Annotated in this window: 20 protein-coding genes; 4 read left to right on the top strand and 16 right to left on the bottom strand. The window is 63.2% G+C overall.

What is annotated here, in order from left to right:
- Positions 1–232: 232 nt before the first annotated feature.
- Together QX121_RS28655 and QX121_RS28650 are read right to left on the bottom strand one after the other, a co-directional pair.
- The gene (locus tag QX121_RS28655) at positions 233–502 is read right to left on the bottom strand and encodes a hypothetical protein (protein WP_315813640.1); all 270 of its coding nucleotides are present in this window, start codon (positions 500–502) and stop codon (positions 233–235) included.
- A 130-nt stretch (positions 503–632) separates the two neighbouring features.
- The gene (locus QX121_RS28650) at positions 633–2,150 is read right to left on the bottom strand and encodes an MFS transporter (RefSeq protein WP_315813639.1); all 1,518 of its coding nucleotides are present in this window, start codon (positions 2,148–2,150) and stop codon (positions 633–635) included.
- 165 nt (positions 2,151–2,315) lie between these two features.
- On the opposite strand from QX121_RS28650, the gene QX121_RS28645 reads away from it, so the two are divergent.
- On the top strand, positions 2,316–3,173 hold the full coding sequence (locus QX121_RS28645) for a LysR family transcriptional regulator (protein ID WP_315736488.1): 858 nt from the start codon (positions 2,316–2,318) through the stop codon (positions 3,171–3,173).
- An 858-nt stretch (positions 3,174–4,031) separates the two neighbouring features.
- Here the strand turns inward: QX121_RS28645 and QX121_RS28640 are convergent.
- From QX121_RS28640 to QX121_RS28625, 4 genes are all read right to left on the bottom strand, one after another.
- Positions 4,032–6,134: an ABC transporter permease gene (locus QX121_RS28640; RefSeq protein WP_315813638.1), complete on the bottom strand. Its 2,103-nt coding sequence runs from the start codon at positions 6,132–6,134 to the stop codon at positions 4,032–4,034.
- Positions 6,135–6,162: 28 nt separating this feature from the next.
- Positions 6,163–7,434, bottom strand: a complete 1,272-nt coding sequence (locus QX121_RS28635) for an efflux RND transporter periplasmic adaptor subunit (RefSeq protein ID WP_315813637.1) — start codon at positions 7,432–7,434, stop codon at positions 6,163–6,165.
- 271 nt (positions 7,435–7,705) lie between these two features.
- The gene (locus QX121_RS28630; protein ID WP_315759375.1) at positions 7,706–7,870 is read right to left on the bottom strand and encodes a DUF3309 family protein; all 165 of its coding nucleotides are present in this window, start codon (positions 7,868–7,870) and stop codon (positions 7,706–7,708) included.
- A gap of 113 nt (positions 7,871–7,983) precedes the next feature.
- The gene (locus QX121_RS28625; protein WP_315813642.1) at positions 7,984–8,118 is read right to left on the bottom strand and encodes a hypothetical protein; all 135 of its coding nucleotides are present in this window, start codon (positions 8,116–8,118) and stop codon (positions 7,984–7,986) included.
- Positions 8,119–8,466: 348 nt separating this feature from the next.
- Between QX121_RS28625 and QX121_RS28620 the strand changes: the two genes are divergently transcribed.
- Complete coding sequence (locus QX121_RS28620; RefSeq protein ID WP_315813636.1) at positions 8,467–8,754, top strand: hypothetical protein; 288 nt, start codon at positions 8,467–8,469, stop codon at positions 8,752–8,754.
- Positions 8,755–8,782: 28 nt separating this feature from the next.
- Here the strand turns inward: QX121_RS28620 and QX121_RS28615 are convergent, their stop codons facing one another.
- The 4 genes from QX121_RS28615 to QX121_RS28600 all read right to left on the bottom strand — a co-directional run bounded on the left by QX121_RS28615 (position 8,783) and on the right by QX121_RS28600 (position 11,099).
- Positions 8,783–9,076 (bottom strand): hypothetical protein, encoded by a 294-nt coding sequence (locus QX121_RS28615; RefSeq protein WP_315736492.1) that lies wholly within the window; start codon positions 9,074–9,076, stop codon positions 8,783–8,785.
- Positions 9,077–9,106: 30 nt separating this feature from the next.
- Positions 9,107–9,340: a hypothetical protein gene (locus tag QX121_RS28610; RefSeq protein WP_315736493.1), complete on the bottom strand. Its 234-nt coding sequence runs from the start codon at positions 9,338–9,340 to the stop codon at positions 9,107–9,109.
- Positions 9,341–9,508: 168 nt separating this feature from the next.
- Positions 9,509–10,027, bottom strand: a complete 519-nt coding sequence (locus tag QX121_RS28605) for an Hsp20/alpha crystallin family protein (RefSeq protein ID WP_315795972.1) — start codon at positions 10,025–10,027, stop codon at positions 9,509–9,511.
- A 679-nt stretch (positions 10,028–10,706) separates the two neighbouring features.
- Positions 10,707–11,099 (bottom strand): BA14K family protein, encoded by a 393-nt coding sequence (locus QX121_RS28600; protein WP_315736495.1) that lies wholly within the window; start codon positions 11,097–11,099, stop codon positions 10,707–10,709.
- A 153-nt stretch (positions 11,100–11,252) separates the two neighbouring features.
- Here QX121_RS28600 and QX121_RS28595 point away from each other — a divergent pair, with 153 nt between their 5' ends.
- Both QX121_RS28595 and QX121_RS28590 read left to right on the top strand, forming a co-directional pair.
- Positions 11,253–11,696: a hypothetical protein gene (locus QX121_RS28595; protein WP_315813635.1), complete on the top strand. Its 444-nt coding sequence runs from the start codon at positions 11,253–11,255 to the stop codon at positions 11,694–11,696.
- Positions 11,697–12,105: 409 nt separating this feature from the next.
- On the top strand, positions 12,106–13,005 hold the full coding sequence (locus tag QX121_RS28590) for an NAD(P)-dependent oxidoreductase (protein ID WP_315813634.1): 900 nt from the start codon (positions 12,106–12,108) through the stop codon (positions 13,003–13,005).
- Positions 13,006–13,121: 116 nt separating this feature from the next.
- On the opposite strand, the gene QX121_RS28585 is transcribed toward QX121_RS28590, so the two are convergent.
- The 6 genes from QX121_RS28585 to QX121_RS28560 form a co-directional block, all read right to left on the bottom strand.
- On the bottom strand, positions 13,122–13,901 hold the full coding sequence (locus tag QX121_RS28585) for an ABC transporter permease (protein ID WP_315813633.1): 780 nt from the start codon (positions 13,899–13,901) through the stop codon (positions 13,122–13,124).
- Positions 13,898–15,010, bottom strand: a complete 1,113-nt coding sequence (locus QX121_RS28580) for an ABC transporter permease (RefSeq protein WP_315813641.1) — start codon at positions 15,008–15,010, stop codon at positions 13,898–13,900. The genes QX121_RS28585 and QX121_RS28580 overlap by 4 nt, the downstream gene beginning before the upstream one ends.
- Positions 15,011–15,045: 35 nt before the next feature.
- Complete coding sequence (locus QX121_RS28575; RefSeq protein WP_315736498.1) at positions 15,046–16,140, bottom strand: ABC transporter ATP-binding protein; 1,095 nt, start codon at positions 16,138–16,140, stop codon at positions 15,046–15,048.
- A gap of 105 nt (positions 16,141–16,245) precedes the next feature.
- Positions 16,246–17,361: an ABC transporter substrate-binding protein gene (locus QX121_RS28570; protein WP_315736499.1), complete on the bottom strand. Its 1,116-nt coding sequence runs from the start codon at positions 17,359–17,361 to the stop codon at positions 16,246–16,248.
- A 213-nt stretch (positions 17,362–17,574) separates the two neighbouring features.
- Complete coding sequence (locus QX121_RS28565) at positions 17,575–17,796, bottom strand: hypothetical protein (protein WP_315779124.1); 222 nt, start codon at positions 17,794–17,796, stop codon at positions 17,575–17,577.
- Positions 17,797–18,046: 250 nt separating this feature from the next.
- A complete protein-coding gene (locus QX121_RS28560; RefSeq protein WP_315736501.1) occupies positions 18,047–21,229 on the bottom strand; it encodes a multidrug efflux RND transporter permease subunit in 3,183 nt (1,060 codons plus the stop codon).
- Positions 21,230–21,436 lie beyond the last annotated feature (207 nt).

The following is a 21,436-nucleotide window of genomic DNA, read 5'->3' as shown; positions in this document are numbered from 1 at the left end:
CGTTCATACTCGGCACACCACCCATGGCCCGCCTGCAGAAAAAAAGCAGGCGGCAGTCACCACAGGTTCAGCCGAGAACACCCGGCATTCCCCGCGCGATGGTTTTGACGGCTGCTTCGCGATCTCCCCGGTGCGCCGGGCTTTCTGGCCACCGTATCGCACAACGTGCTTGCGCACGTTGCGCTGGACATCAGCATCGGGATGCCAGGACCACGCGACTTGACCGTGCGCATCAACGTCGTTCGTCGGCGCGGCTCAGCCACGCTGCAACATCGACACGCCCACCGCATCCCGCCTCGACGTTCGTGACGACCGCGAAGCGCCCCTCTTGTGAGACGGGACGGACGAGAGGAAAGCACGATTTCTGGAAAAAAGAAACAGAAATCTTCTTGCTCGAATGGCCGGCGAGGGCGATGTGTTTGAACCGGCGCGCGAAATGAGTTTTTCGGCGCATGCGGTTGGGGCCGCAATCGACCTCGAGCCCGCGGGGATGAGCCGGCACATCGCGCCTCGTGCAGGCTGCTTGCGCGGCGCGATTTGCCCGGCGGGCCGGGCCACTCGATCTTTCGCCGACGGGTCGTGAGTTCGAAGAGACTGGCCGACGGCCGAACGGACCATTCACCGCGCTGCCTTCAAACCATCGGCGACTTCATCGATCGATGGTCCTGAGGCCGAAAAGCAAGCAGGCTGACGAGAGCGAGCCCCCAAACGCCAACCCCACCGTAAAGCATCACCCATCCAAAGCCTTGGACAAGCGCCTGATGGACGAGCGACTCCGACAGCTCTGGAACGGAAACAAGACTTCCTGCGGCGATCCTCTCGGCGAAGAAGCGCAGATGCGCGGCGTCCAATGAATCCGGCAGCGCATTTTTGAGGTGTGCCAGCACGCCGCTGATCAAGATGAAACCCATCACCGCGATATTGATCGCCAGTGAGATCATCCGGGCGCTCATGTCGATGCCGGACGCCATACCGGCACGATCGCTCGAAACCGCACCCGTTGTCGTATTGGTAACAGGGGTGTTGGTCAGGCCGAGGCCGATCCCGGCGAACAGCGACCCGGGCAGCATCGTCAGCCAGCTTGCCTGCGCGGCGGCGCTACCAAATTTCATCAGAATGAAGCCCAGACCGATCATGAACAGGCCAACGGGAATGACGAAACCGGGCTGATAGCGTAGCGAAAGCCGCTCCGCCAGCGGCGGCACGACGAGCGTCGGAAGGGTGTAGGCAAGCAATGCGAGACCAGCAGAGACACTGTCGTAGCCGAGGCCCGCCTGAAACCAGATCGGCAAATAGATCATGAAGGGCCAGAAGCTGAAGTTCATCGCGGCCGAGCCGATGATTGCGCCGGAAAAAGCGCGGATGCGGAATACCGAGAAGTCGAACATCGGTCGCGGGCTGAACCTTTCGGCGATGATGAAAGCGATGAAGCTCGCGATCGCAACGCCAATGACTCCCAGGGCGGTCGGGCTGGTGAAGCCGAGATCCGGTCCCTGTGTGATGAAGAAAGCGAGACAGAAGACCGACAACGACAGTGTGATGATGCCCGCAACGTCGAGACTGCCGGCCTCAGAGTCCTTCGATTCCTGAACGCCGCTGAGGGTGAGCATCAGTGTCAGGATCGCAAACGCGACATGGACGAAGAACACCCACTCCCAGCTCGAGACCGCGACGATCGCGCCGCCGATGATCGGACCGAAGCCAAGACCAATGCCGAAGATGATCCCCCACCAGCCGAAGGCGATGGCGCGCTGCCGTCCTTCCTGGAATTGATGAGAAAGGATGGCGATCTGACAGATCAGCATCGCGCCGCCGCTGAGGCCCTGGAGAAATCGGGCGCCGATCAGCACCGAGACGTTCTCGGTCACGCCGCAGACTAGCGACGTCACGCCGAACGCGGCGATAGAGACCATGAAGATGCGCTTGCGCCCATAGCGGTCGGCCAGCGTCCCGGTCGCCATCAGAACGGTCGTCACCGCGATCGTATAGGCGTTCATGATCCATTGGAGTTGCTTGAAATCGGCGCGCAGCACCTGCTCCAGCGTCGGCAGGATTGCGGGGATGCTGGAAATCTCCAGGCCGAACATGAGGGACGAGAGGCAGGCGGCGGCCAAGGCGATTGTACTTCGGCGTGTCAGTGCAGGGGTCATGATTCGGCCTTCCGACGTTGTGGTCGGCAATGGTGGAGTCCAGCGGTGATGAGAGGCGGCGCAACTCGGTTCGCGTGTTGCGGTGGGACGCAACATAGTCGGGACTTGACCATTCCAGAACTGGATGGTTGGATATTTCAAAGACAGCAAATTTGGATAGATGGGATGACCATACTGGACGTGGATGCCGTCCAGGCCTTCGTGACGATCGCCGATCAGCAGAGCTTCACGCGGGCGGCGGAGGTGCTTGGCACCACCCAGGGCGCGATCAGCGTAAAGCTGAAACGGCTTGAAGACCGGCTCGGCCAGAAACTGATCGAACGGACGCCGCGGTTGGTCCGGCTGTCGGCGCAGGGCGCGGTGTTCCTTGAATCGGCGCGCGACTTTCTTGCCGCCCATGACCGCGCCGTCGCGGGGCTATCCTCGACTCGTCGCCGGTTTGCGCTCGGCATTGCCAGCCATGTGGCGGGATCGGAGATTCCGACACTGCTGGCGCGGTTGAACGCACACGACCCGGCGCTCACCATCGAAGTGCGGCTCGACAATTCGCGCAACCTGCTGGACGCTTTCGACCGTGGCGAAATCGATGCGGCGATTATCCGCAGGGAGGACGACCGGCGTGATGGCGAGGTGCTTGCGCCGGAACACTTCGGCTGGTTTGCATCTCCGGACTTCGTGCATCGAGCAGGCGAGCCGCTGCGTTTGGCCGCGTTGTCGCCGTCCTGCGGAGTCCGTGACATCGCCACCCGCGCGCTCGACGCTGCGGGAATAGCCTGGACGGAGGTTTTCCTCGGCGGCGGTTCCTCCGTCGTGTCCGACGCGGTTTCGGCCGGCTTGGCCACCGCCGTATTCTCGTGCCGGCTCGCGCCGGCCGGCACGGTCGAGGTTAGCCGGCGGTTCGGACTGCCCTCGCTTCCCTCGTCCGAAATCATTCTTCTCTCGACACTCTCGGACGCCAAATCCCGCGAAGCGCTTAGAACCCTCGCGACTGCGTTTCGCGAGCACCGTCCATCCTCGGCGTAAATATCGCTTGTCGTCGTCCATCGCTCCCCGTCGAGTCACCCAGGCCGACATCGGCGCTTTGCCCTGCGTGCGGATGACTGGAAGCCGTCTCAGCAGACCGCTGACGTCAGACCACATCGATGGTGGGAAACCGCGCGTCGCCCGCGATGCAATCCCAGGCGAACTGGCGCACGCGGTCGAGCCAGACCGCCGGTGCCATGGCGGAGGTTCGAGCCCTTGGTCAGCGGCCCGGCGGCCCAGGTGAAGCGTCCGCCGTCCAGGAGCAGCGCGTCGAGCGCCTTCGGCACGAACGCGGCCACATCAGCCTGCTGAGCCGGCGTCAGCCAATCCCCTCCGAGCAACAGCGGGATGACGTTTGCCTCGTCGGGTGGACATGAATCGAGCTAACATGTCCACTCGTGGACAATTGCTCGCTGAAGCCCGCGTCATGTTCGCAGACGATATCTTTGGACACATCGTCGATCGTGCGTATGAGCTCCTGGGCGTTCCGCCTCTCGTCGCCGCCGAAGACCCATGCCCGGAACCAAAAAGTGGCATTTTGCGCGGGCATCCCCATATTAGGTAGATGGCAAAATGGCAGAAATCGAGCACGCGGCAACCGCATAAGACGAAGGCCGAGCTCCGTGAGATGCTGACCGAGGCAGTCCGGAATACGGCGAGTTCGGGCCCGCGACCGAAGCGCCTGGCGAAACTCGACGGCGTTGCTGATGGGGCGGCGGCTTCCGTCGATTAGGCTTCTGCGTCCTGGCCTGGTTCGTTCAGTCCATACGAGCGAAGTCTTTCGAAATTTCGTGAAGGAGTTAGGATGCGCAAGTTTCCCGAGCCCGTCAACGTCGGGCCGTCTGGTCAACGTATTGCTTACTCGTAGCGCAGCGCTTCGATGGGATCGAGCCGAGCGGCCTTTCGCGCGGGGTAGTAGCCGAAGAATATGCCAACGGCTGCCGAGAACAGGAACCCGCCGGCAATCGCGGCCAGGGATATCGGCGCCGGCCAGCCTGTGAGGATGGAGATGGCGACGGACAACGCCGCGCCGATGACAATTCCCACGATGCCGCCGCTGACGCTGATGAAGATCGCCTCGGCAAGAAATTGTAGCAGGACGTGCAATCTCCGCGCGCCAATCGCCATCCGTAGTCCGATCTCCCGCGTTCGCTCCGTCACCGAGACGAGCAGGATGTTCATGATGCCGATGCCGCCGACCACAAGCGAGATGGACGCCACCGCGGCCAAGAGGAGCGCCATGATGCGGCTGCTTCCCTCCGCGGTCTGCGCAATCTGACTGAGGTTGCGCACGGAAAAATCGTTGATGGTGCCTGGGCGGATGCGGTGACGCCGCGCCAGGATTTCAGTAGCTTGATCGATCGCCGCCTGGATGCCGGCCTGATCCACCGCCTGCACGTAAATCTGATTCACATACCCGGTCATGCGCGGTTGAAGCCCATACGGATTCGGCGGCGTCGGATAAATCCAGTTGATCGCCGTTTGCTGCTGGCTTGGGGCGGCAACGCCGATAATCTTGCGCTCGGCGGTGGTGAACGGAACCATGATCAGATCGTCCTGGTCCTGCCCAAAAGATGTCTGTCCCTTGGTTTCGAGAATTCCGACCACCCGCAACGACACACCCTTGGCCTGCACCGTCGCCCCGATCGGATTCTGAGAGGTGCCGAAGAGTTGCCGGCGCACGGTCTCGCCGAGGACCGCAACCAGCGCCGAGCTTCGCTCGTCCTCCGGAGTGATCGCCCGCCCTGCGGCGATCTGCCAGTTCGTCATCGGAGGATAATTGGCGCTTACGCCCTGAATGCCGGTGGTCCAGTTCTGGTTCGCAAAGCGGATCAGCCCCGGCTGGCGGATGAGGTAGCTCACCGCCCCGGCGGCGGGTGCCTCCTGCCGGATCGCCCGGACGTCGGCAACGGTCAGCGTCGAAGCGCTTCCGGAGCCCCCCCGAGCGCCCCCGCTTGTGGCGGCGCCCGGCAGGATGACCACGAGGTTGGTCCCGAGCCTTGCGATCTCCTTTCGGACCGCCTCGTTCGCTCCCTGGCCGACGGACACCATGACAATCAATGCGGCGACGCCGATGAAGACTCCAAGCATTGTCAGCGCTGAACGCATCTTGTTGCGCCAGATCGCCTCGGCGGCCGCCGTCATCACCATCCAGGCAAAGGGCCATGATGCGACCGACATTGCGACGTAGGCCGACCGCTCCCTGGGCTGGACCAATTTGTCCGCCGTCCCGCTCGCCGGCTGCGGCGTCTTGGCGGGCTTTGTCTTCTTCACATCCGTGATGATCTGGCCGTCGCGCATGGTCAGCACGCGATCGGCAAAGGCCGCGACATCCGGCTCGTGGGTCACCACGATGATGGTGACGCCCTGTTCGCGATTGAGCGAGCTGAGCGTCTGCATGATCTCGTTGGAGTTGCGGGTATCGAGATTGCCGGTCGGCTCATCCGCCAACAGCAGGCTCGGCTGATTGATCAGGGCCCGCGCGATTGCCACCCGCTGCTGCTGCCCGCCCGACAACTGGCCCGGCGTGTTGCGCTCCCGGTCGCGCAGCCCGAGCTTGTCCAGAACCGCGCGGGCCCGCTCGAAGCGCGCGCTCGCATGGCTCTGGCCGGACATCGCGTACAGAAGCGGCAAGGCGACGTTGTCGATGGCGCTGGTGCGCGGCAATAGATTGAAGCTCTGGAATACGAACCCAAGCCGCTCGCTGCGAAGGCCGGCGAGATCCGGCTCCGCAAGCTGCGCGACGTCGATACCGTCGAACCAGTAATGACCGGCGGTAGGCCGATCGAGGCAACCGAGGATCGACATCAGCGTCGACTTGCCCGATCCGGACGCGCCCATGATGGCGATGAACTCGCCATGTTCGACGATCAGGCTGACGTCCGAAAGCGCGCGAACGTCGATGTCGCCGACATGATATGTCCGCGACACTCCCTCAATCCTGATAACCGGCTCCGCCATGTGCCTTCAATCGTTGTAGCCGATGCGATCAGAGGCGGGGCCGCGGCACGCTGGAACGTGCTTTCGCTGAATTCCGTTGCTCCGCGACGATCACCCGGTCGTCGATCTTCAGGTCGCCCTGCACGATCTCCGTAAACTCGTCGTCGTCGAGCCCGACCATGACCTGAACCGGCACCGGCGATCCGTCCCGCAGCACCCAAACGCGCGCTTGTTTCGTGTCGCCAAGGGCGGTCCCGGTCGGGACATAACGCAACGCCCGGTTCGGAACTCGGAGCACGCCGCTGCGCCGATCGACGATGATCCTTGTCGCCGCCGTCAGGCCCGGCTTGAGCGCCAGATCAGGGTTGTTGACGCTCACGACGACATCGTAAGTGATGACGTTCTGCACGGTTTGCGGGGACTGGCGGACCTGGGTCACCGTTCCCTCGAACAGACGTTTCGGATATGCGTCGACCGTGAACGTCGCCTTGTCGCCATTCTTGATGCCGCCGATGTCGCTCTCGCTGACATTGGCGTCCACCTGCATCTTGGTGAGGTCGGTCGCGATCAGAAACAAGGTGGGAGTCTGGAAACTCGCCGCCACAGTTTGTCCCATGGTGACGGCGCGCGAAACGACCGTGCCATCGACCGGCGAGATGATGTTGGTATAGTCGAGATTGACCTGTGCCGCGGCGAGCACGGCTTCGCGCTGCTGGATGGTGGCCCCGTCAAACGCAATTTGCGCCAGAGCCTGATCGTACACGTTTTTCGCATTGTCGTAGGCGTCCTCCGACACGGCGCTTGTCCTGACGAGCGTGGCGAGGCGTTCCAGGTTGGCCTTGGCATAGGTGAGCGATGCCTTGTCCTTTTCCAGTTGCGCTTTCGCGATGGCGAGACTGGCTTTCGCCTGATCGACGATGCTCTGATAGGGGCGGGGATCAATCTTGGCGCAGCTTTGTCCGCGTTTGACCTGCGTGTTGTAATCGCAACTCAATTCCTGGATCACGCCGGAGACATAGGTCCCGACAATGATCGTCAATTCCGGATTGACCGACCCCGTGGCGTTGATGTCGCGCGCGATGTCGCCGATCGCAACAGATGCTGTCTCATATCGAACTGAAGCGTCGCCGCTGAACGACCACCAGATGCCCAGGGATGCAGCAAGAAGCAGTGCCGCGATCCCAACGAGAACCCAGCGCCTCGTCGCAAATCGTGGCTGTACGGCCGGCTCGCTGGCCGGGCGTCCAGTCGATGGACGCGGCACATAGGGCAGAGCTTCCCTGCTTTCGGCCGCAGCACCAGTGCCGAGCTGCGTGTTCATCTCGCTTTGGCTCCGGGCCTGGGATGATGGTCATTGCCACCATAGGCTACGGCTAGGCCGAATTGTTGATTGGGATCAAGCTATACGGCCCGGTGCCCGGCCGAGGCTGCGGCGCTCATTGGGGCCCGGTGGAATACCAGCCAACGTCGTCTGGGCGCGCGTCAGAGACTTCCCTTCAGGCCGAGAAATGGTGGGTGTTACATAGAAAATGTTCCGCCGCGTCACGAGATCCTTTGGAGGGCGCCGGCCAACGCAGCCGGCACCGGCAGAATCAGATCCGACCCAAAAGTAGCAACACGACGAGGACGATCAGGATGAGGCCGATGACACCAATCCCGCCGTGGCCGTAACCGTAGCCGTAGCCGCCAAAGCGGCCGCTGAAGCCACCAAGCAGGAAGATGACGAGAAGGATGATGAGGATAAGTCCGATCGACATTGCCCGCCTCCTTTTGATAGGCCCCGTGGATATTGGGTCTCCTGGTCGTCCGAATCGAGTACGCAATCTTCAAGCTTCCGGCACAGGCCGTCGCCGGCAGGGAAAGAGCTATGCTACTTCTTTTCTATTGAAATACCGCGCTCGCCGATGCTGATTTCGACGCCAGCGGTCTTCTGTCGATCCCGGTAGACTTGATAGCCTAATGTCACCGCGACGACGGCGAGTGCGCCGATGACGAGATAGAGCATATTGCGAGACATTGTCCGGGAATCCTGATTGGTGCGCTTCGCTCTTGTCGTGCCGGGAGTTGACCAGTTGAAGCTTACGAGGCCGTCACTATGTCATTTTGATGCAAATCAACGGACACAAACGAGACCTAGGCTGCAGTCCAGGCGGCGGGTGTCCAAGAGCAGACGAACGCGATTCCCGTTCCCTCTACTAGGCTGCGGGGCGGGCGGCAGCGGGTTGAAGTAGGCATATGGCGGCCCGAAGAAGATTCGAGGGCGCAATCGTCTAGCCGCGAGATCGGCTTCTATGGTATTCCATCCATGGGCCGCAGATCGCCATCTGCCGGAAAGCGCAAACAGGAGTTGAGAATGTTCGGGCTGAAACGGCCGACTCGCATTGAACTCCGTGCCAACGACGCGGCTATCGTTGTTCGTGAAAATGGCGAGATGGAAATGTTCATTCGACAGGCAAAGGGCGATGAGGAACTTCCGCCCGGCCAGGTCGTTCTGGCCCTTTTCGGAATGACATTTCACGATGAGCGAGTGCGCAGACTGTTGGCGCAAATTGTAAAAGAGAAGCAAAGCCAACATGACGTCGCCGCAGGTCGTCGTGCGCGCGGCGCCGGATCAGTCGGCTTGGGGTGCGGAGTTCATTAGATGATGGCGGTGAAAAGGTGCGGCGAAGTTAGACCTCACGCGAGGGGCCGGCACCGTCGCGGTCCTCGTTGAAGAGCGCTCTCAGCAAACGCCAAAGTTCGCGGTGACCAGCTGTTTGACCGCCCTGCGTCAGATAGTCCGAAATATCCATTGTCGCCGTTTGGTATTCGATCGTGCCCCCAATGCCAGTCTCCAAACGCGCCACCTCTCGCTCGACATACAAGTTCTTGGTGTCTGTATCGAAGACAAGGAAACAGCGATCCTCGCGTGTGATATCGGGGCCTTTTACCTGGCGATACAGTTCCCTTTTTAGGAAGGCCATTGTCCGCTCCCGACGAGGACGATGCGATAGCTATGTGTCTTGGGTCAACAAGGTTCTGACCCTTGTAGCGGCGTCATAGATTTCGATTTTGAGCATCGGATAAGTCGACTTCAGTTTACGACCTGATGCTTCGGCCGCTTCGGCCGTCTCAAACGCCGATTTGAAGTGCCCGTCGACAATGACCACAAATCCTTCCGACGGCGGCCGGTCGGCACGTGGCACCTTCTGCTCAGACTCCTCAATTGAGCGAACTGACTTCTTCATCGGAGCTCTCATTCTATCGCAGAAGCGTGATGGCGGCTCGCTAAGACCATGAAGCCGATCAAGCTACGAAGTCTCATTCGATCGCGGCACCGGAGGAGGCGAATGACCAAAGCCGGAGACCGCGACCGGCTTACCTCGGTCTGGTCTCCGGCTTTCTGCCGCGCAGAACTAAGCGGCCTTGCCAGGTGCGGCGGCCTTGTTCGGTGCGGGGCTTGCGCTCGGTGGAGCACCTGTCTTGATATCGATTGTCTTGGTGGTCTTCACCGCCTTGGCCGGCTTCTTGATTGCGAGATGCAGCACGCCTTTGTCGAAGTGAGCTTCGACGGCTCCCTCTTCCGGCTCGAATGGGAGAGACATCGATCGATAGAATGAGCCGTAGCTGCGCTCCTCGACGTGCCAGTCCTTTTCGTCCTTCGTGCTCTCCGCCTTCTTCTCGCCGGAGATAACCAGCTGGTTGCCGTCCAGGCTGACCTTGATATCTTTGTCGTCCACGCCGGGAAGTTCGGCGGTCACTTCGAAGGCATCCTTGGTTTCCGCCACGCTGACTGCTGGCGCCCCGGCACCAATGCTGGGAGAAGGCAAACCCTGATCGAAAACGCGAAGCGCGTTCTCCATTTCACGCCGCATGGCCCTGAATGGGTCGAATGCAGGCTCCTGGCTGGTAGTCCACAATCTCGGAAGGCTCATCTGGGTTCTCCGCAGGTTGAAGAAGGAGAAAAACAGCCTGCTCCTCGCGGTCATGGCGACCTTGATGTAGCGCAAAACCGCGGGGGTAATTTCGAGGCGGAAAGGCCGGCATGACGATAAAGGTGAACGCGTCAACGGAGTTGACCTAATCACGGCAACAAGCTTGGGCTGCGCGGCGCATGTTTAGCCGTGACGTTCCCAGGCGCAGACGAGCGCTACCGCGTCTCTTCTATATATCTTGGATTAATCGTGCCCTCAGCATGGCACGTGGCGGCGACGATAGCAGTAGGGACAACCGTATTGGCCTGGTGCGTAGTAGCCCGGCGCGAAATAGCCGGGTCCGTAGGCAGCGACTCCAGCTTCGGCGCCGGGGATGCCAGAGCCAATTGCGGACTCCGGAGGCGCGGTAGTAGCGGCCACGATAGCGTGAGTAGTCGACCTCCGTCACGCCGGACGAGCAGGCCCTTGTTTCAGAAGAACAGCGCCCGGCGAGACTGGAGCAGCCTCTGAAGGGGAGCACGGAGTCCAATAATGTCCACTCATTTTCATGAGTGGACAAGGAGGAACGGAGCCCGCCAATGAGGCGTCCAGCTGTAGCGGATTTGTTCTATTTCGAGCGGTTGATCTGAATAGATGACAGGCTTGAATCACAACAGACAGGCGGAGACTCCGGTTACTCTCACGGGCATGGATGTCGTAAGCCGTCGTAACCAAGATACGTGCCGGAATACGGGTCATAAGACCTGAAGCGTTGCGCACAATAGCTGACCGCGTCGCCCACATAGGGAGCCGGAGCGACGTAGACCGGCCCGGGACCGTAGCCGTAGTATCCGTAGGGTTGCGTTGCCCCAATGATCGCTCCGCCGATCAGCGCGCCCGCGATGCCTGCACCAATTCCGACACCCGCGCCGCCGTGCCAGCCATGGCGATATCGCACGGTCTCGACCGATGGCGCCACGGCGCTGCGCAACATCAGCGGGGAGGTTACCGGAGCGGCAATGACAGGAGCAACGAGAAGTGGTGTGGTGGCGATGATGAGTGCAGCCAGCACGGTTTTGGACGACTTGTTCATAGGGCATCTCCAAGTTCATTTTCGGGGAGCGCAGCTACCCGTATCCGGTGTCTCAAAAACGACAATGATCCGAGAAGGCTTGTACGAATTGATCTAGCGCAACGTCAGCGTGCATCGATTGGACAAATCCGATTTCGTCTCATCGGAGAGCTCGTGAAGCTGCAGCGCTGCGTGATTGAGCGCGGTCAGCGCATTCTCGTCATCGTCGAAGGTCGCGACGCCGCCGGCAAGGATGACACGATCAAGTCGATCGTCGAACATCTAAGCCCGCGTGATACCCACGTCGTGGCGCTGGGGCCGGCAAGCAATCGGGAACAGTGTTCATGGTACTTCGAGCGTCACGTTTCGCACTTGCCCGCGGCAGGAGAGATCGTGCTGTTCAATCGCAGTTGGTATTACCGGGCTGGAGTTGAGCGCGTCATGGGCTTCTGCACCAAGGAGGAAACCGAGGAATTCCTCGAGACCGTGCCGGCATTCGAGGCAATGATCGAGCGTTCGGGTATCACGCTGCTCAAGTACTACCTTGATATTTCGAAACAAGAGCAGAAGCGACGGCTCGCCGACCGCCAAAGGGATCTATTGAGCAATGGAAGCTGAGCTCCATCGATGCCAAGGCAACTCCCTTCCGGGACGGACCAGTCGCCCAGTGCATCTACGTAACGGCAATTAGTTGCCCTATCACGAGTGCGGGAACCTGGCTACTGATGGTGAGAAAGATTCTCAGCGGCCGCTGTCGCCAGCGCCGTGATGGATCAGACGCGAATGAGTTGCTTGGGTTTGGCCCGTCGGGACATTGGCCGAATTCGGATTGTTGGAATCGTGCGTGGAATGTTTCATCAAGGAACAGCTTGAAATGGATCGCCTGCCGGCCGGCGCGTTCGTCAGCCCATGCGGCGCGGCAACACGGTTCGACGTCGAGGGACAGCGGGCCGCGGCCGGTTGGAAGTTCCTATGGAGCGGGCGGGGTGGAAGCTGCTAGAACCGACGCATTCACGAGGACAGAACAATGACAGCCAAACGCGTGGTGTTCACCGGGGGAACAGGCAAGGCGGGCAGGCATGTGCTGCCGCATCTGCAGGACGAGGGCTACGAGCTCCTCAACGTCGACCTCAAGCCGTTCGATCACCCCGGGATCAACACCCTGATCGCCGATCTGACAGACAGCGGCCAGGCCTTCAACGCGCTGACCACGCATCATGGCTTCGGCGGCTTCAACGCCGGCCGGCCGCCACGGGCGCCGGATGCGGTGGTGCATTTCGCCGCGATCCCGCGGGTGCTCATCGAGCCCGACAATGAGACCTTTCGCGTGAACACGATCAGCACCTACAACGTCATCGAGGCCGCGGCGAAGCTCGGCGTGCGCAAGATCATCATCGCCTCCAGCGAGACCACTTACGGGGTCTGCTTTGCGGAGGGCGACAAGGACTTCAGGAGCTTTCCGCTCGAGGAGGACTACGACACCGACCCGATGGACTCCTATGGGCTGTCCAAGGTCGTGAACGAAAAGACCGCGCGGGCGTTTGCAATGCGCTACGGCATCGACATCTATTGCTTGCGCATCGGCAACGTCATCGAGCCGCACGAATACGACATGTTTCCGCGCTTCCTCGCCGATCCGCCGTCGCGCAAGCGCAATGCGTGGTCCTATATCGACGCCCGCGACCTCGGCGAGATCGTGCATCTGGCGCTCCAGAAGGACGGGCTCGGCTTCCAGGTCTTCAACGCCGTCAACGACACCGTCACCGCAACGATGCCGACGCGCGAGCTGCTGCGGCGTTACTGCCCGGACGTGCCGGTGACCCGCGAGCTCGGCGAACGCGAGGCGCCGCTGTCGAACCGCAAGGCGCGCGAGGTGCTGGGGTTCAAGGAAGCGCATGACTGGCGGAAATATGTAAAGGTGGGATAGCCCGACCACATCCAACGATCAGAATTGTTGCCCAGCTCTCTCAACGACGTCGTGGCCGGGTCAAGCCCGGGCATGACGGGTCACTCAACTGGCGGATGCGCACGGCAGCTCGCTCGTCACGACATCCGCCGCCGGATCGCGAGCATCGCCAGCGACAGCGCGATCGTGCCGACGATGAACACGGCCGCCGCCGAGACGATCGCCGGGCTGATGTTCTCGCGGATGGTGGCGAACATCTGCCGCGCCAGGGTGCGCTGATTGGGGCCGGCGACGAACAGCGTCAGCACCACCTCGTCCAGCGAGGTCGCGAAAGCGAACAATGCGCCGGAGATGATGCCGGGCAGCGCGATGGGAAAGGTCACCGAGCGCAGCACCACGGAGGGCGAGGCGCCGAGGCTCGCGGCGGCCCGCTCGAGCTGGATATCGACGCCCTGCAAGGCCGAGGAGACGTTGACCAGCACGAACGGCACGGCGACGACGGTGTGCGCGATGATGACGCCGAGATAGGTGTTGGTGAGCCCGTAGCGCGAAAACATCAGCTGCATGCCGACGCCGAGCACCACCGCCGGCACGACCATCGGCAGCAGGAACACGGTGCGCAAGGTCGAGATCAGCAGCGAGGCGCGCCTGCCGCGCAGGCCGAGCGCGGCGAGCGTGCCGAGCAACGTTGCAAGGGCTGTGGTCCCCGAGCCGATCAGCAGGCTGTTGACGATGGACAGCCGCCAGGACTCGGCCGTGACCAGCTCGCGAAACCAGCGCGTCGAATAGCCGGGAATGGGGTAGTTCAGGAACACGCTGTCGGTCAGCGACAACGGCAGCACCGCGATCAATGGTCCGAGCAGGAACACGACGACGGCGATCGCGAACAGCAGCTTGATGAGCGGCAGCCATTTCATGCGCGCTGCTCCTCGGCCGAGGTCAGCCGAATGTAGACGGCATAGAGCAGGATCGTCATCGCCAGCAGGACGAGACCGAGCGCACCGGCCATGCCCCAGTTCGCCGCCCCCGTGGCGTAGTAGGCGATCACCGAGCTGATCATCTGGTCGTTGGCGCCGCCGATCAAAGCGGGCGTGATATAGTAGCCCAGCGCGGCCATGAATACGAGCAGCGCTCCCGAGACGACGCCGCGCATCGAAAGCGGCAACAGCACGTGGACGAAGGCGCGCAGCGGATGCGCGCCGAGCGAGGCCGCCGCCGGCATCAGGTTGCGCGGGATCGCGATCAGCACGCTGAAGATCGGCAGCACCATGAACGGCAGCAGCACATGCGTCATCGCGATGACGACCCCGAGCCGGTTGAACATCAGCGGCACCGGCGCTGACGTCAGGCCGAGCCCCTTCAAGGTGGCGTTGATCAGGCCGTTGTCCTGCAGCACGACATACCAGGCCGCGGTGCGCACCAGGAGCGAGGTCCACAGCGGCAGCAGCACCGCGCCGAGCAGGATCTGCCGGCGCCAGCCCTCGACCGAGGCGGCCACCATCGCGAACGGCAGGCCGATGAGGATGCAGGCCAGCGTCACCAGCGCCGAGGTCACGAAGGTCCGGATCATGATCAGGCGGTTGGCCGAGGCGCCCTCCGGCATCGCAGCGATATTGCCGGCGGCGTTGCGCTCGAGGTCGACGGCGGCGAGCAGGTTCTTGTCGGTCCAGGGCGAGGCCACGGCCTCGGCGATGGTCGTCCAATAGGAGGTCTCGCTCCAGCGCGAGTCGATCGCGGCGAGGTCGACCGCGCCGGAGCTGTCGAGCGCGCGGCGGGTCTTGCCGAGCAGGCTGCGGAAGCCGGACTGCGCGCTGTTCAGGCGGCGAACGAGATCGCCGAACTGCTCGTCATTGGCCAGCTTGCGGATGTCGTCGACGAACGCGGCCTGTGCGGTTGCAGGAGGCACGCTTATGCGGTCCCAGCGCGCCAGCGCCTTGTGGGTGCGGGGCAGGGACTCGGTCGCGACCGGATCCGATACCGCCGACTTCATCATCGTCACCAGCGGCACGACGAAGAACGACAGCATGAACGCCAGAAGCGGCGCGAGCAGCAGGGCCGCCTTCAGGCGCTGGGCGAGGTCTGGTCGCATGATCCCACCACCCAGACATCCGACGCCGCGAATGACAGCGCCACGTCGCGGCCGACCTCCGCCGCCTCGCTCATGCGGTCGCCCTTGATGATCAGCCGCTGCTCGCCGACTGACGCCACGAGCCGCACGTGGTCGCCGAAATAGACGGCATCGAGGATGCGGGCGGTGAGACGGTTCGCCGTCGCCGCAGCATGATCGTTGATCCGGATCGCCTCCGGGCGGATCGAAACCTGCACCTTGCCGCCGTCGCCGCGTACGACGCCAGAATGCGCCGACAAGGACAGCCCGGAGTCCGTGGTCAACCGCACGGCTTCGCCGGCGTGCTCATCGACCTGGCAGGTCAGCAGGTTGGTTTCGCCGATGAACTCCGCCACGAACGGCGTGCGCGGCAGCTCGTAGATCTCGCGCGGCCGGCCGATCTGCTCGATCCTGCCGTGGTTGAACACGGCGATGCGGTCGGACATCGTCAGCGCCTCGTCCTGATCGTGGGTGACGAACACGATGGTGAGGCCGAGCCGGCGGTGCAGGTCGCGGATGTCGAGCTGCATCTGCTCGCGCAGCTTCTTGTCGAGCGCGCCGAGCGGCTCGTCCATCAGCACCACCTGCGGCTCGAACACCAGGGCGCGGGCAAGCGCGACGCGCTGCTGCTGGCCGCCGGACAGCTGCGCCGGCTTGCGCTCGGCCATGGTCGACAGCTTGACCATGTCGAGCACGCGGGCGACGCGCTGCGCGATCTCGGGCTTGGACGTGCCGCGCATCTTGAGCGGAAAGGCGATGTTGTCGCGCACGCTCATATGCGGGAACAGCGCGTAGTTCTGGAACACCACACCCATGTTGCGCTTGTGCGGCGGCAGCCCGTCGACCCTGGCGCCGCCGACCTCGATCGTGCCGCTGGTCGGCTGCTCGAAGCCGGCGAGCATCATCAAGAGCGTGGTCTTGCCGGAGCCGGAGGGCCCGAGCAGGGCGACGAACTCACCGCGCGCGATATCGAGATCGAGATCGTCGACCACGGTCAGCGCAGCGAAGCGCTTGACCACCTGCCGGAACGAGATGAAGGGGGTATCCATGACGGAGGCTTTCGGCGCGGACCTCGCCGGGACTCATGCACGAGGAGGGCAGGCGCGCGTCGCGACGACGATCATCGCGCGCCCGGTTTGCTGATGCGGCGAGCCTCAGCGCGCCAGCCAGGCGTTGAAGCGCTTCGACAGCTCTTCCGAATTGTCGGTCCAGAAGCCGACGTCGAGCGCGATCGCCTGCTTGAGATTATCGGGGGTCGTCGGCAACTCGGCGGCGAATTTTTCCGGCACCAGCTTGGCGGCGGCGATGTTCGGCAGGCCGTAGGCGATGTATTCGGGCAGCTTGGCCTGGTTCTCGGCCTGGCTCGCAAACGCGATGAAGTTCATCGCGGCATCCTTGTTCGGCGAGCCCTTCAGCACCACCCAGCTGTCGACCGCGTAGATGCTGCCCGGAAACACGAAACCGAAATGCTTGCCCTCCGTGCGGTTGATGGCGCTGATGCGGCCGTTATAGACCGAGGTCATCGCGACCTGGCCGGACGACAACAGCTGCAACGGCTGCGCACCGGCCTCCCACCACACGATGTCGGCCTTCAGCGCGTCGAGCTTCTTGAAGGCGCGGTCGACGCCCTCCTTGGTCTTCAGCATCTTGTAGACGTCGGCCGCCGGCACGCCGTCGGCCATCAGCGCGAATTCGAGCGTGTATTTGGCGCCCTTGCGCAGGCCGCGCTTGCCGGGAAACTTCGCCGTGTCCCAGAAGTCCGCCCACGTCTTCGGCGCGTCCTTGATCTTGTCGCCGTCATAGGACATGCCCGTCGACCAGACGATGGCGCCGACGCCGCAATCGCTCACGCCGGCCGGGATGAAGCCTTTCTTGTCGCCGATCTTGCTCCAGTCGATCTTCTCATAGATGCCGTCGCTGCAGCCGAGCTCGAGCTCCTCGGCCTCGACCTGCACCGCATCCCAGTTCGGCACCCCGGCCTTCACCTTGGCCTGCAGCACGCCGTAGCCGCCGTCCCAGCTCTCGTCGAGCACGGTGGCGCCGAGCTTGGCGGCGAACGGCTGGAAGTAGATCTTGCGCTGCGCGTCCTGATAGTTGCCGCCCCACGACACCACCGTGAGATCGCGCGCCTGCGCCGCCGCGGCGAGGCTCAGCACGGCTGCCGCAGCCACCAGCACCGTCTTCGAGACGGTGAGGGCCGCGCGTGGCGTCGCCCGACCCGTTCCGTTCGACACCTTCACACCCGTGGGGCTGGTCCGCCGTGAAAACATGCTCGATGATCCGTCGCGCTTTGAAAGGTTCAAAAAAGCTATCGGCTGTTCCCAGCCGTGGCAAGCGCGAGTTTTGATCGTGAGATGATGCCATTTTGGCGCTAGGGGCGGCGTCGGCCGCGCTGCGGCGGGGCGTGTTGAGATCGTCCGCTGCCGGCGCCTGGCCTGGTCCGGCCGGGTTCAACCTCGGTGACGCGTTGGGGGCTTGCGGCCCTACAATCCGGCGCTGCAGCCTTGATCGTCCGGGCAGGCAAGTGCCGGTACCGGTTCGCTCTCCGCCGAATTGTCGACGACGAGGCCGAGCGCCGGTCTGCTCGTCGCCCGTGCACGGGTCGGAGCCGGCAGCCGCCGCGCTGCACCGTGTGTGCCGATGCGTTCAAAACCCTTTGCCGTCTTCTTCAGCCTGGCGGCGACGAGATGATTCAAAAAATCCATGTTGCAACTCCTTCGGTCGAATGACCCGGCGGCCTGGTGCGGGACAGGCCGCCGGGTCGGCGCAACGTGCTGGAGTTGGCGTCCTCCATTCCGCTGCGCTGGTCTGTGATCCAGTTCACAGTCGCTGAGAATTGATCGTGCCCCGGATCATCGGGGAAGCGTGATGAGGACGCCGACTGTCACTTGCCTCTACGAAACAAGAGACGATTGCGTTTCTCCGCGTCCGACATCACGCTTGTTCACATGCCGTTTACTCCGCAGGCTGCGCTGCCACCGTGCCGTGGCCGCCGTGCTGGGTCAGCGGCTTCATGCCGGTCAGCGTTCGCAGCAGCACGTAGAACACGGGCGTCAGGAACAGGCCGAACACGGTGACGCCGATCATGCCGGAGAACACCGCGACCCCCATCGCCCGCCGCATCTCCGAGCCTGCACCGGTCGATAGCACCAGCGGCAGCACGCCCATGATGAAGGCCATCGACGTCATCAGGATGGGGCGCAACCGGAGCCGGCTGGCCTCGATCGCGGCGCGCAGCGGCGTGCGCCCGGCGAATTCGAGCTCGCGGGCGAATTCGACGATCAGGATCGCGTTCTTGGCGGAGAGGCCGACGAGCACGATCAGGCCGATCTGGGTGAAGATGTTGTTGTCGCCCTTCGAGAGGTAGACACCGAACATCGCCGCCAGCAGCGCCATCGGCACGATCATCAGGATCGCGAGCGGCAAGGTGAGGCTCTCGTACAGCGCGGCCAGCACCAGGAACACCAGCAGGATCGCGAGCGGAAACACCCACAGGCCCGAATTGCCGGCGATGAACTCCTGATAGGTCAGGTCGGTCCATTCGAAGGCGAAGCCCGGCGGCAGCACCTCGGCCGCGACCCGCTCCGCCGCCGCCTGCGCCTGGCCCGAGGAGAAGCCGGGTGCCGCTGCCGCGTTGATGTCCGACGACAGGAAGCCGTTGTAGCGGATGGCGCGTTCGGGACCTGCGCTCTGTCGCACGTTGAGCAGCGCCGACAGCGGCACCATGTCGCCGGAGGCGGAGCGCACCTTGAGCTGGCGGATATCGTCGGCACGGGCGCGGAACGGCGCGTCGGCCTGCACGCGCACCGAATAGGTGCGGCCGAACTTGTTGAAGTCGTTCACGTAGTACGAGCCGAGGTAGATCTGCAGGGTGTTGAACACCTCGGTCACGGGCACGCCGAGCTGCAGCGCCTTGGTGCGGTCGATGTCGGCGAACAGTTGCGGCACGTTGACCTGGAAGCTCGAGAACACGCCGGCGATCTCCGGCGACTTCTGCAGGCCCGCCATGAACGCCTTGGTGACGTCGTTGAGCGCCTCATAGCCGAGCCCGGCGCGGTCCTCGATCTGCAGCTTGAAGCCGCCGATCGTGCCGAGGCCGTTGACCGGCGGCGGCGGGAACATTGCGATGAAGGCGTCTTGAATGCCCGCATATTTCTTGTTGAGCTCCATCGCCAGCGCGCCGCCGGACAGCGACGGATCCTTGCGCTCGTCGAACGGCTTCAAGGTCGAGAACACGATGCCGGCATTGGAGGAGTTGGTGAAGCCGGAGATCGACAGGCCGGGGAAGGCGACCGAGCTCTCGACACCGGGCTGGGTCAGCGCGATGTCGCTCATCTTGCGGATGACCTCCTCGGAGCGGTCGAGCGTGGCGCCATCGGGCAGTCGGGCGAAGCCGACCAGATACTGCTTGTCCTGGCCGGGCACGAAGCCGCCCGGCACCTGCTTGAACAGCACGGCGGTGGCGCCGACCAGCAGGACGTAGAGGATCATCACCGCGGCCTTGCCGGTGATCACCTTCGACACGCTGCCGCTGTAATTGTCGGAGGCGCGGACGAAGGCACGGTTGAAGCCGCGGAAGAACCAGCCGAGGCTCTTGTCGAGGATGCGGGTGAGGCGGTCCTTCGGCTCGTGGTGGCCCTTGAGCAGCAGCGCCGACAGCGCCGGCGACAGGGTCAGCGAGTTGACGGCGGAGATCACGGTCGAAATCGCGATCGTCAGCGCGAACTGCTTGTAGAACTGTCCCGTGAGGCCGGAGATGAAGGCGAGCGGCACGAACACGGCGACCAGCACCAGCGCGATCGCGATGATCGGTCCGGACACCTCGCGCATCGCCTGGTAGGTGGCGTCGCGTGGCGACAGGCCGCTCTCGATGTTGCGCTCGACGTTCTCGACCACGACGATGGCGTCGTCGACGACGATGCCGATGGCGAGCACCAAGCCGAACAGGCTGAGCGCGTTGATCGAGAAGCCGAACAGGTGCATCACCGCGAAGGTGCCGACGATCGAGACGGGCACCGCCAGCAGCGGGATGATCGAGGCGCGCCAGGTCTGCAGGAACAGGATCACTACGATCACGACCAGCACGATGGCCTCGAACAGCGTGTGCACGACGGCCTCGATCGAGGATCGCACGAACTGGGTCGGATCGTAGACGATGTGATACTCGACGCCCTCCGGCATCGTCTTCTTGATCTCGGCCATGGTGGCGCGGACGTTGTCGGAGATCTGCAGCGCGTTGGAGCCGGGCGCCTGGAAGATCGGGATCGCCACCGCCTGCTTGTTGTCGAGCAGCGAGCGCAGTCCATATTCCGAGGCGCCGAGCTCGATGCGCGCGACGTCGCGCAGCCGCGTGATCTCGCCATGGGCGCCGGTCTTCACCACGATGTCGGCGAACTGGTCCTCGTTCGACAGCCGGCCCTCGGCATTGACCGAGAGCTGCAGGTCGAGCCCCTTGACGCTGGGCGATGCGCCGACCACGCCGGCCGCGGCTTCGACGTTCTGCGCCTGGATCGCCTTGACGATGTCGGACGCCGACAGGCCGTGCTCGGCCGCCTTCTGCGGATCGACCCAGACCCGCATCGAATAGTCGCCGGCGCCGAACAGCTGCACGTCGCCGACGCCGTCGATGCGCGCCAGCCGGTCCTTGACGTTGAGCACCGCGTAGTTGCGCAGGTACGTCGTATCGTAGCGGCCGTTCGGCGAGATCAGATGCACGACCATGGTGAGGTCGGGCGAACTCTTCTTGGTGATGACGCCGAGCTGGCGCACGACGTTGGGCAGCCGCGGCTCGGCCTGCTGCACGCGGTTCTGCACCAGCTGCGTGGCCTTGTCCGGATCGGTGCCGAGCTTGAAGGTGACCGTGAGCGTCATCGCGCCGTCGGTGGTCGCCTGGCTGCTCATATAGAGCATGTTCTCGACGCCGTTGATCTGCTCCTCGATCGGCGTCGCCACCGTCTCGGCGATCACCTTCGGATTGGCGCCGGGATAGGTCGCGCGCACCACGACGGAGGGCGGCACGACGTCGGGGTATTCGGAGATCGGCATGGAGAACAGCGCGATCAAGCCGCCGAGGAAGATCAGCGTCGACAGCACGCCTGCGAAGATCGGCCGGTCGATGAAGAATTTGGAGAGGTTCATGGGAGGCCCCGTGGTCGGGAGATGTCAGCGTGTAGTGTGGATTTCGCTTGGCCTGTTTGGCTCGCTGCCGCCTCACATCCGGTGTCGTCCCGGCGAACGCCGGGACCCATACCGCGGACGGCCAATTGGTGAAAAAGACTGCGGGTCATCTTCCTTGGTCGACAAGCAGGGCCGGTGGTTATGGGTCCCCGCTTTCGCGGGGACGAC

Source organism: Bradyrhizobium sp. SZCCHNR2028 (genome assembly GCF_032380995.1).
Classification (GTDB): Bacteria; Pseudomonadota; Alphaproteobacteria; order Rhizobiales; family Xanthobacteraceae; genus Bradyrhizobium.
This window is presented reverse-complemented; position numbering and strand designations above follow the sequence as displayed.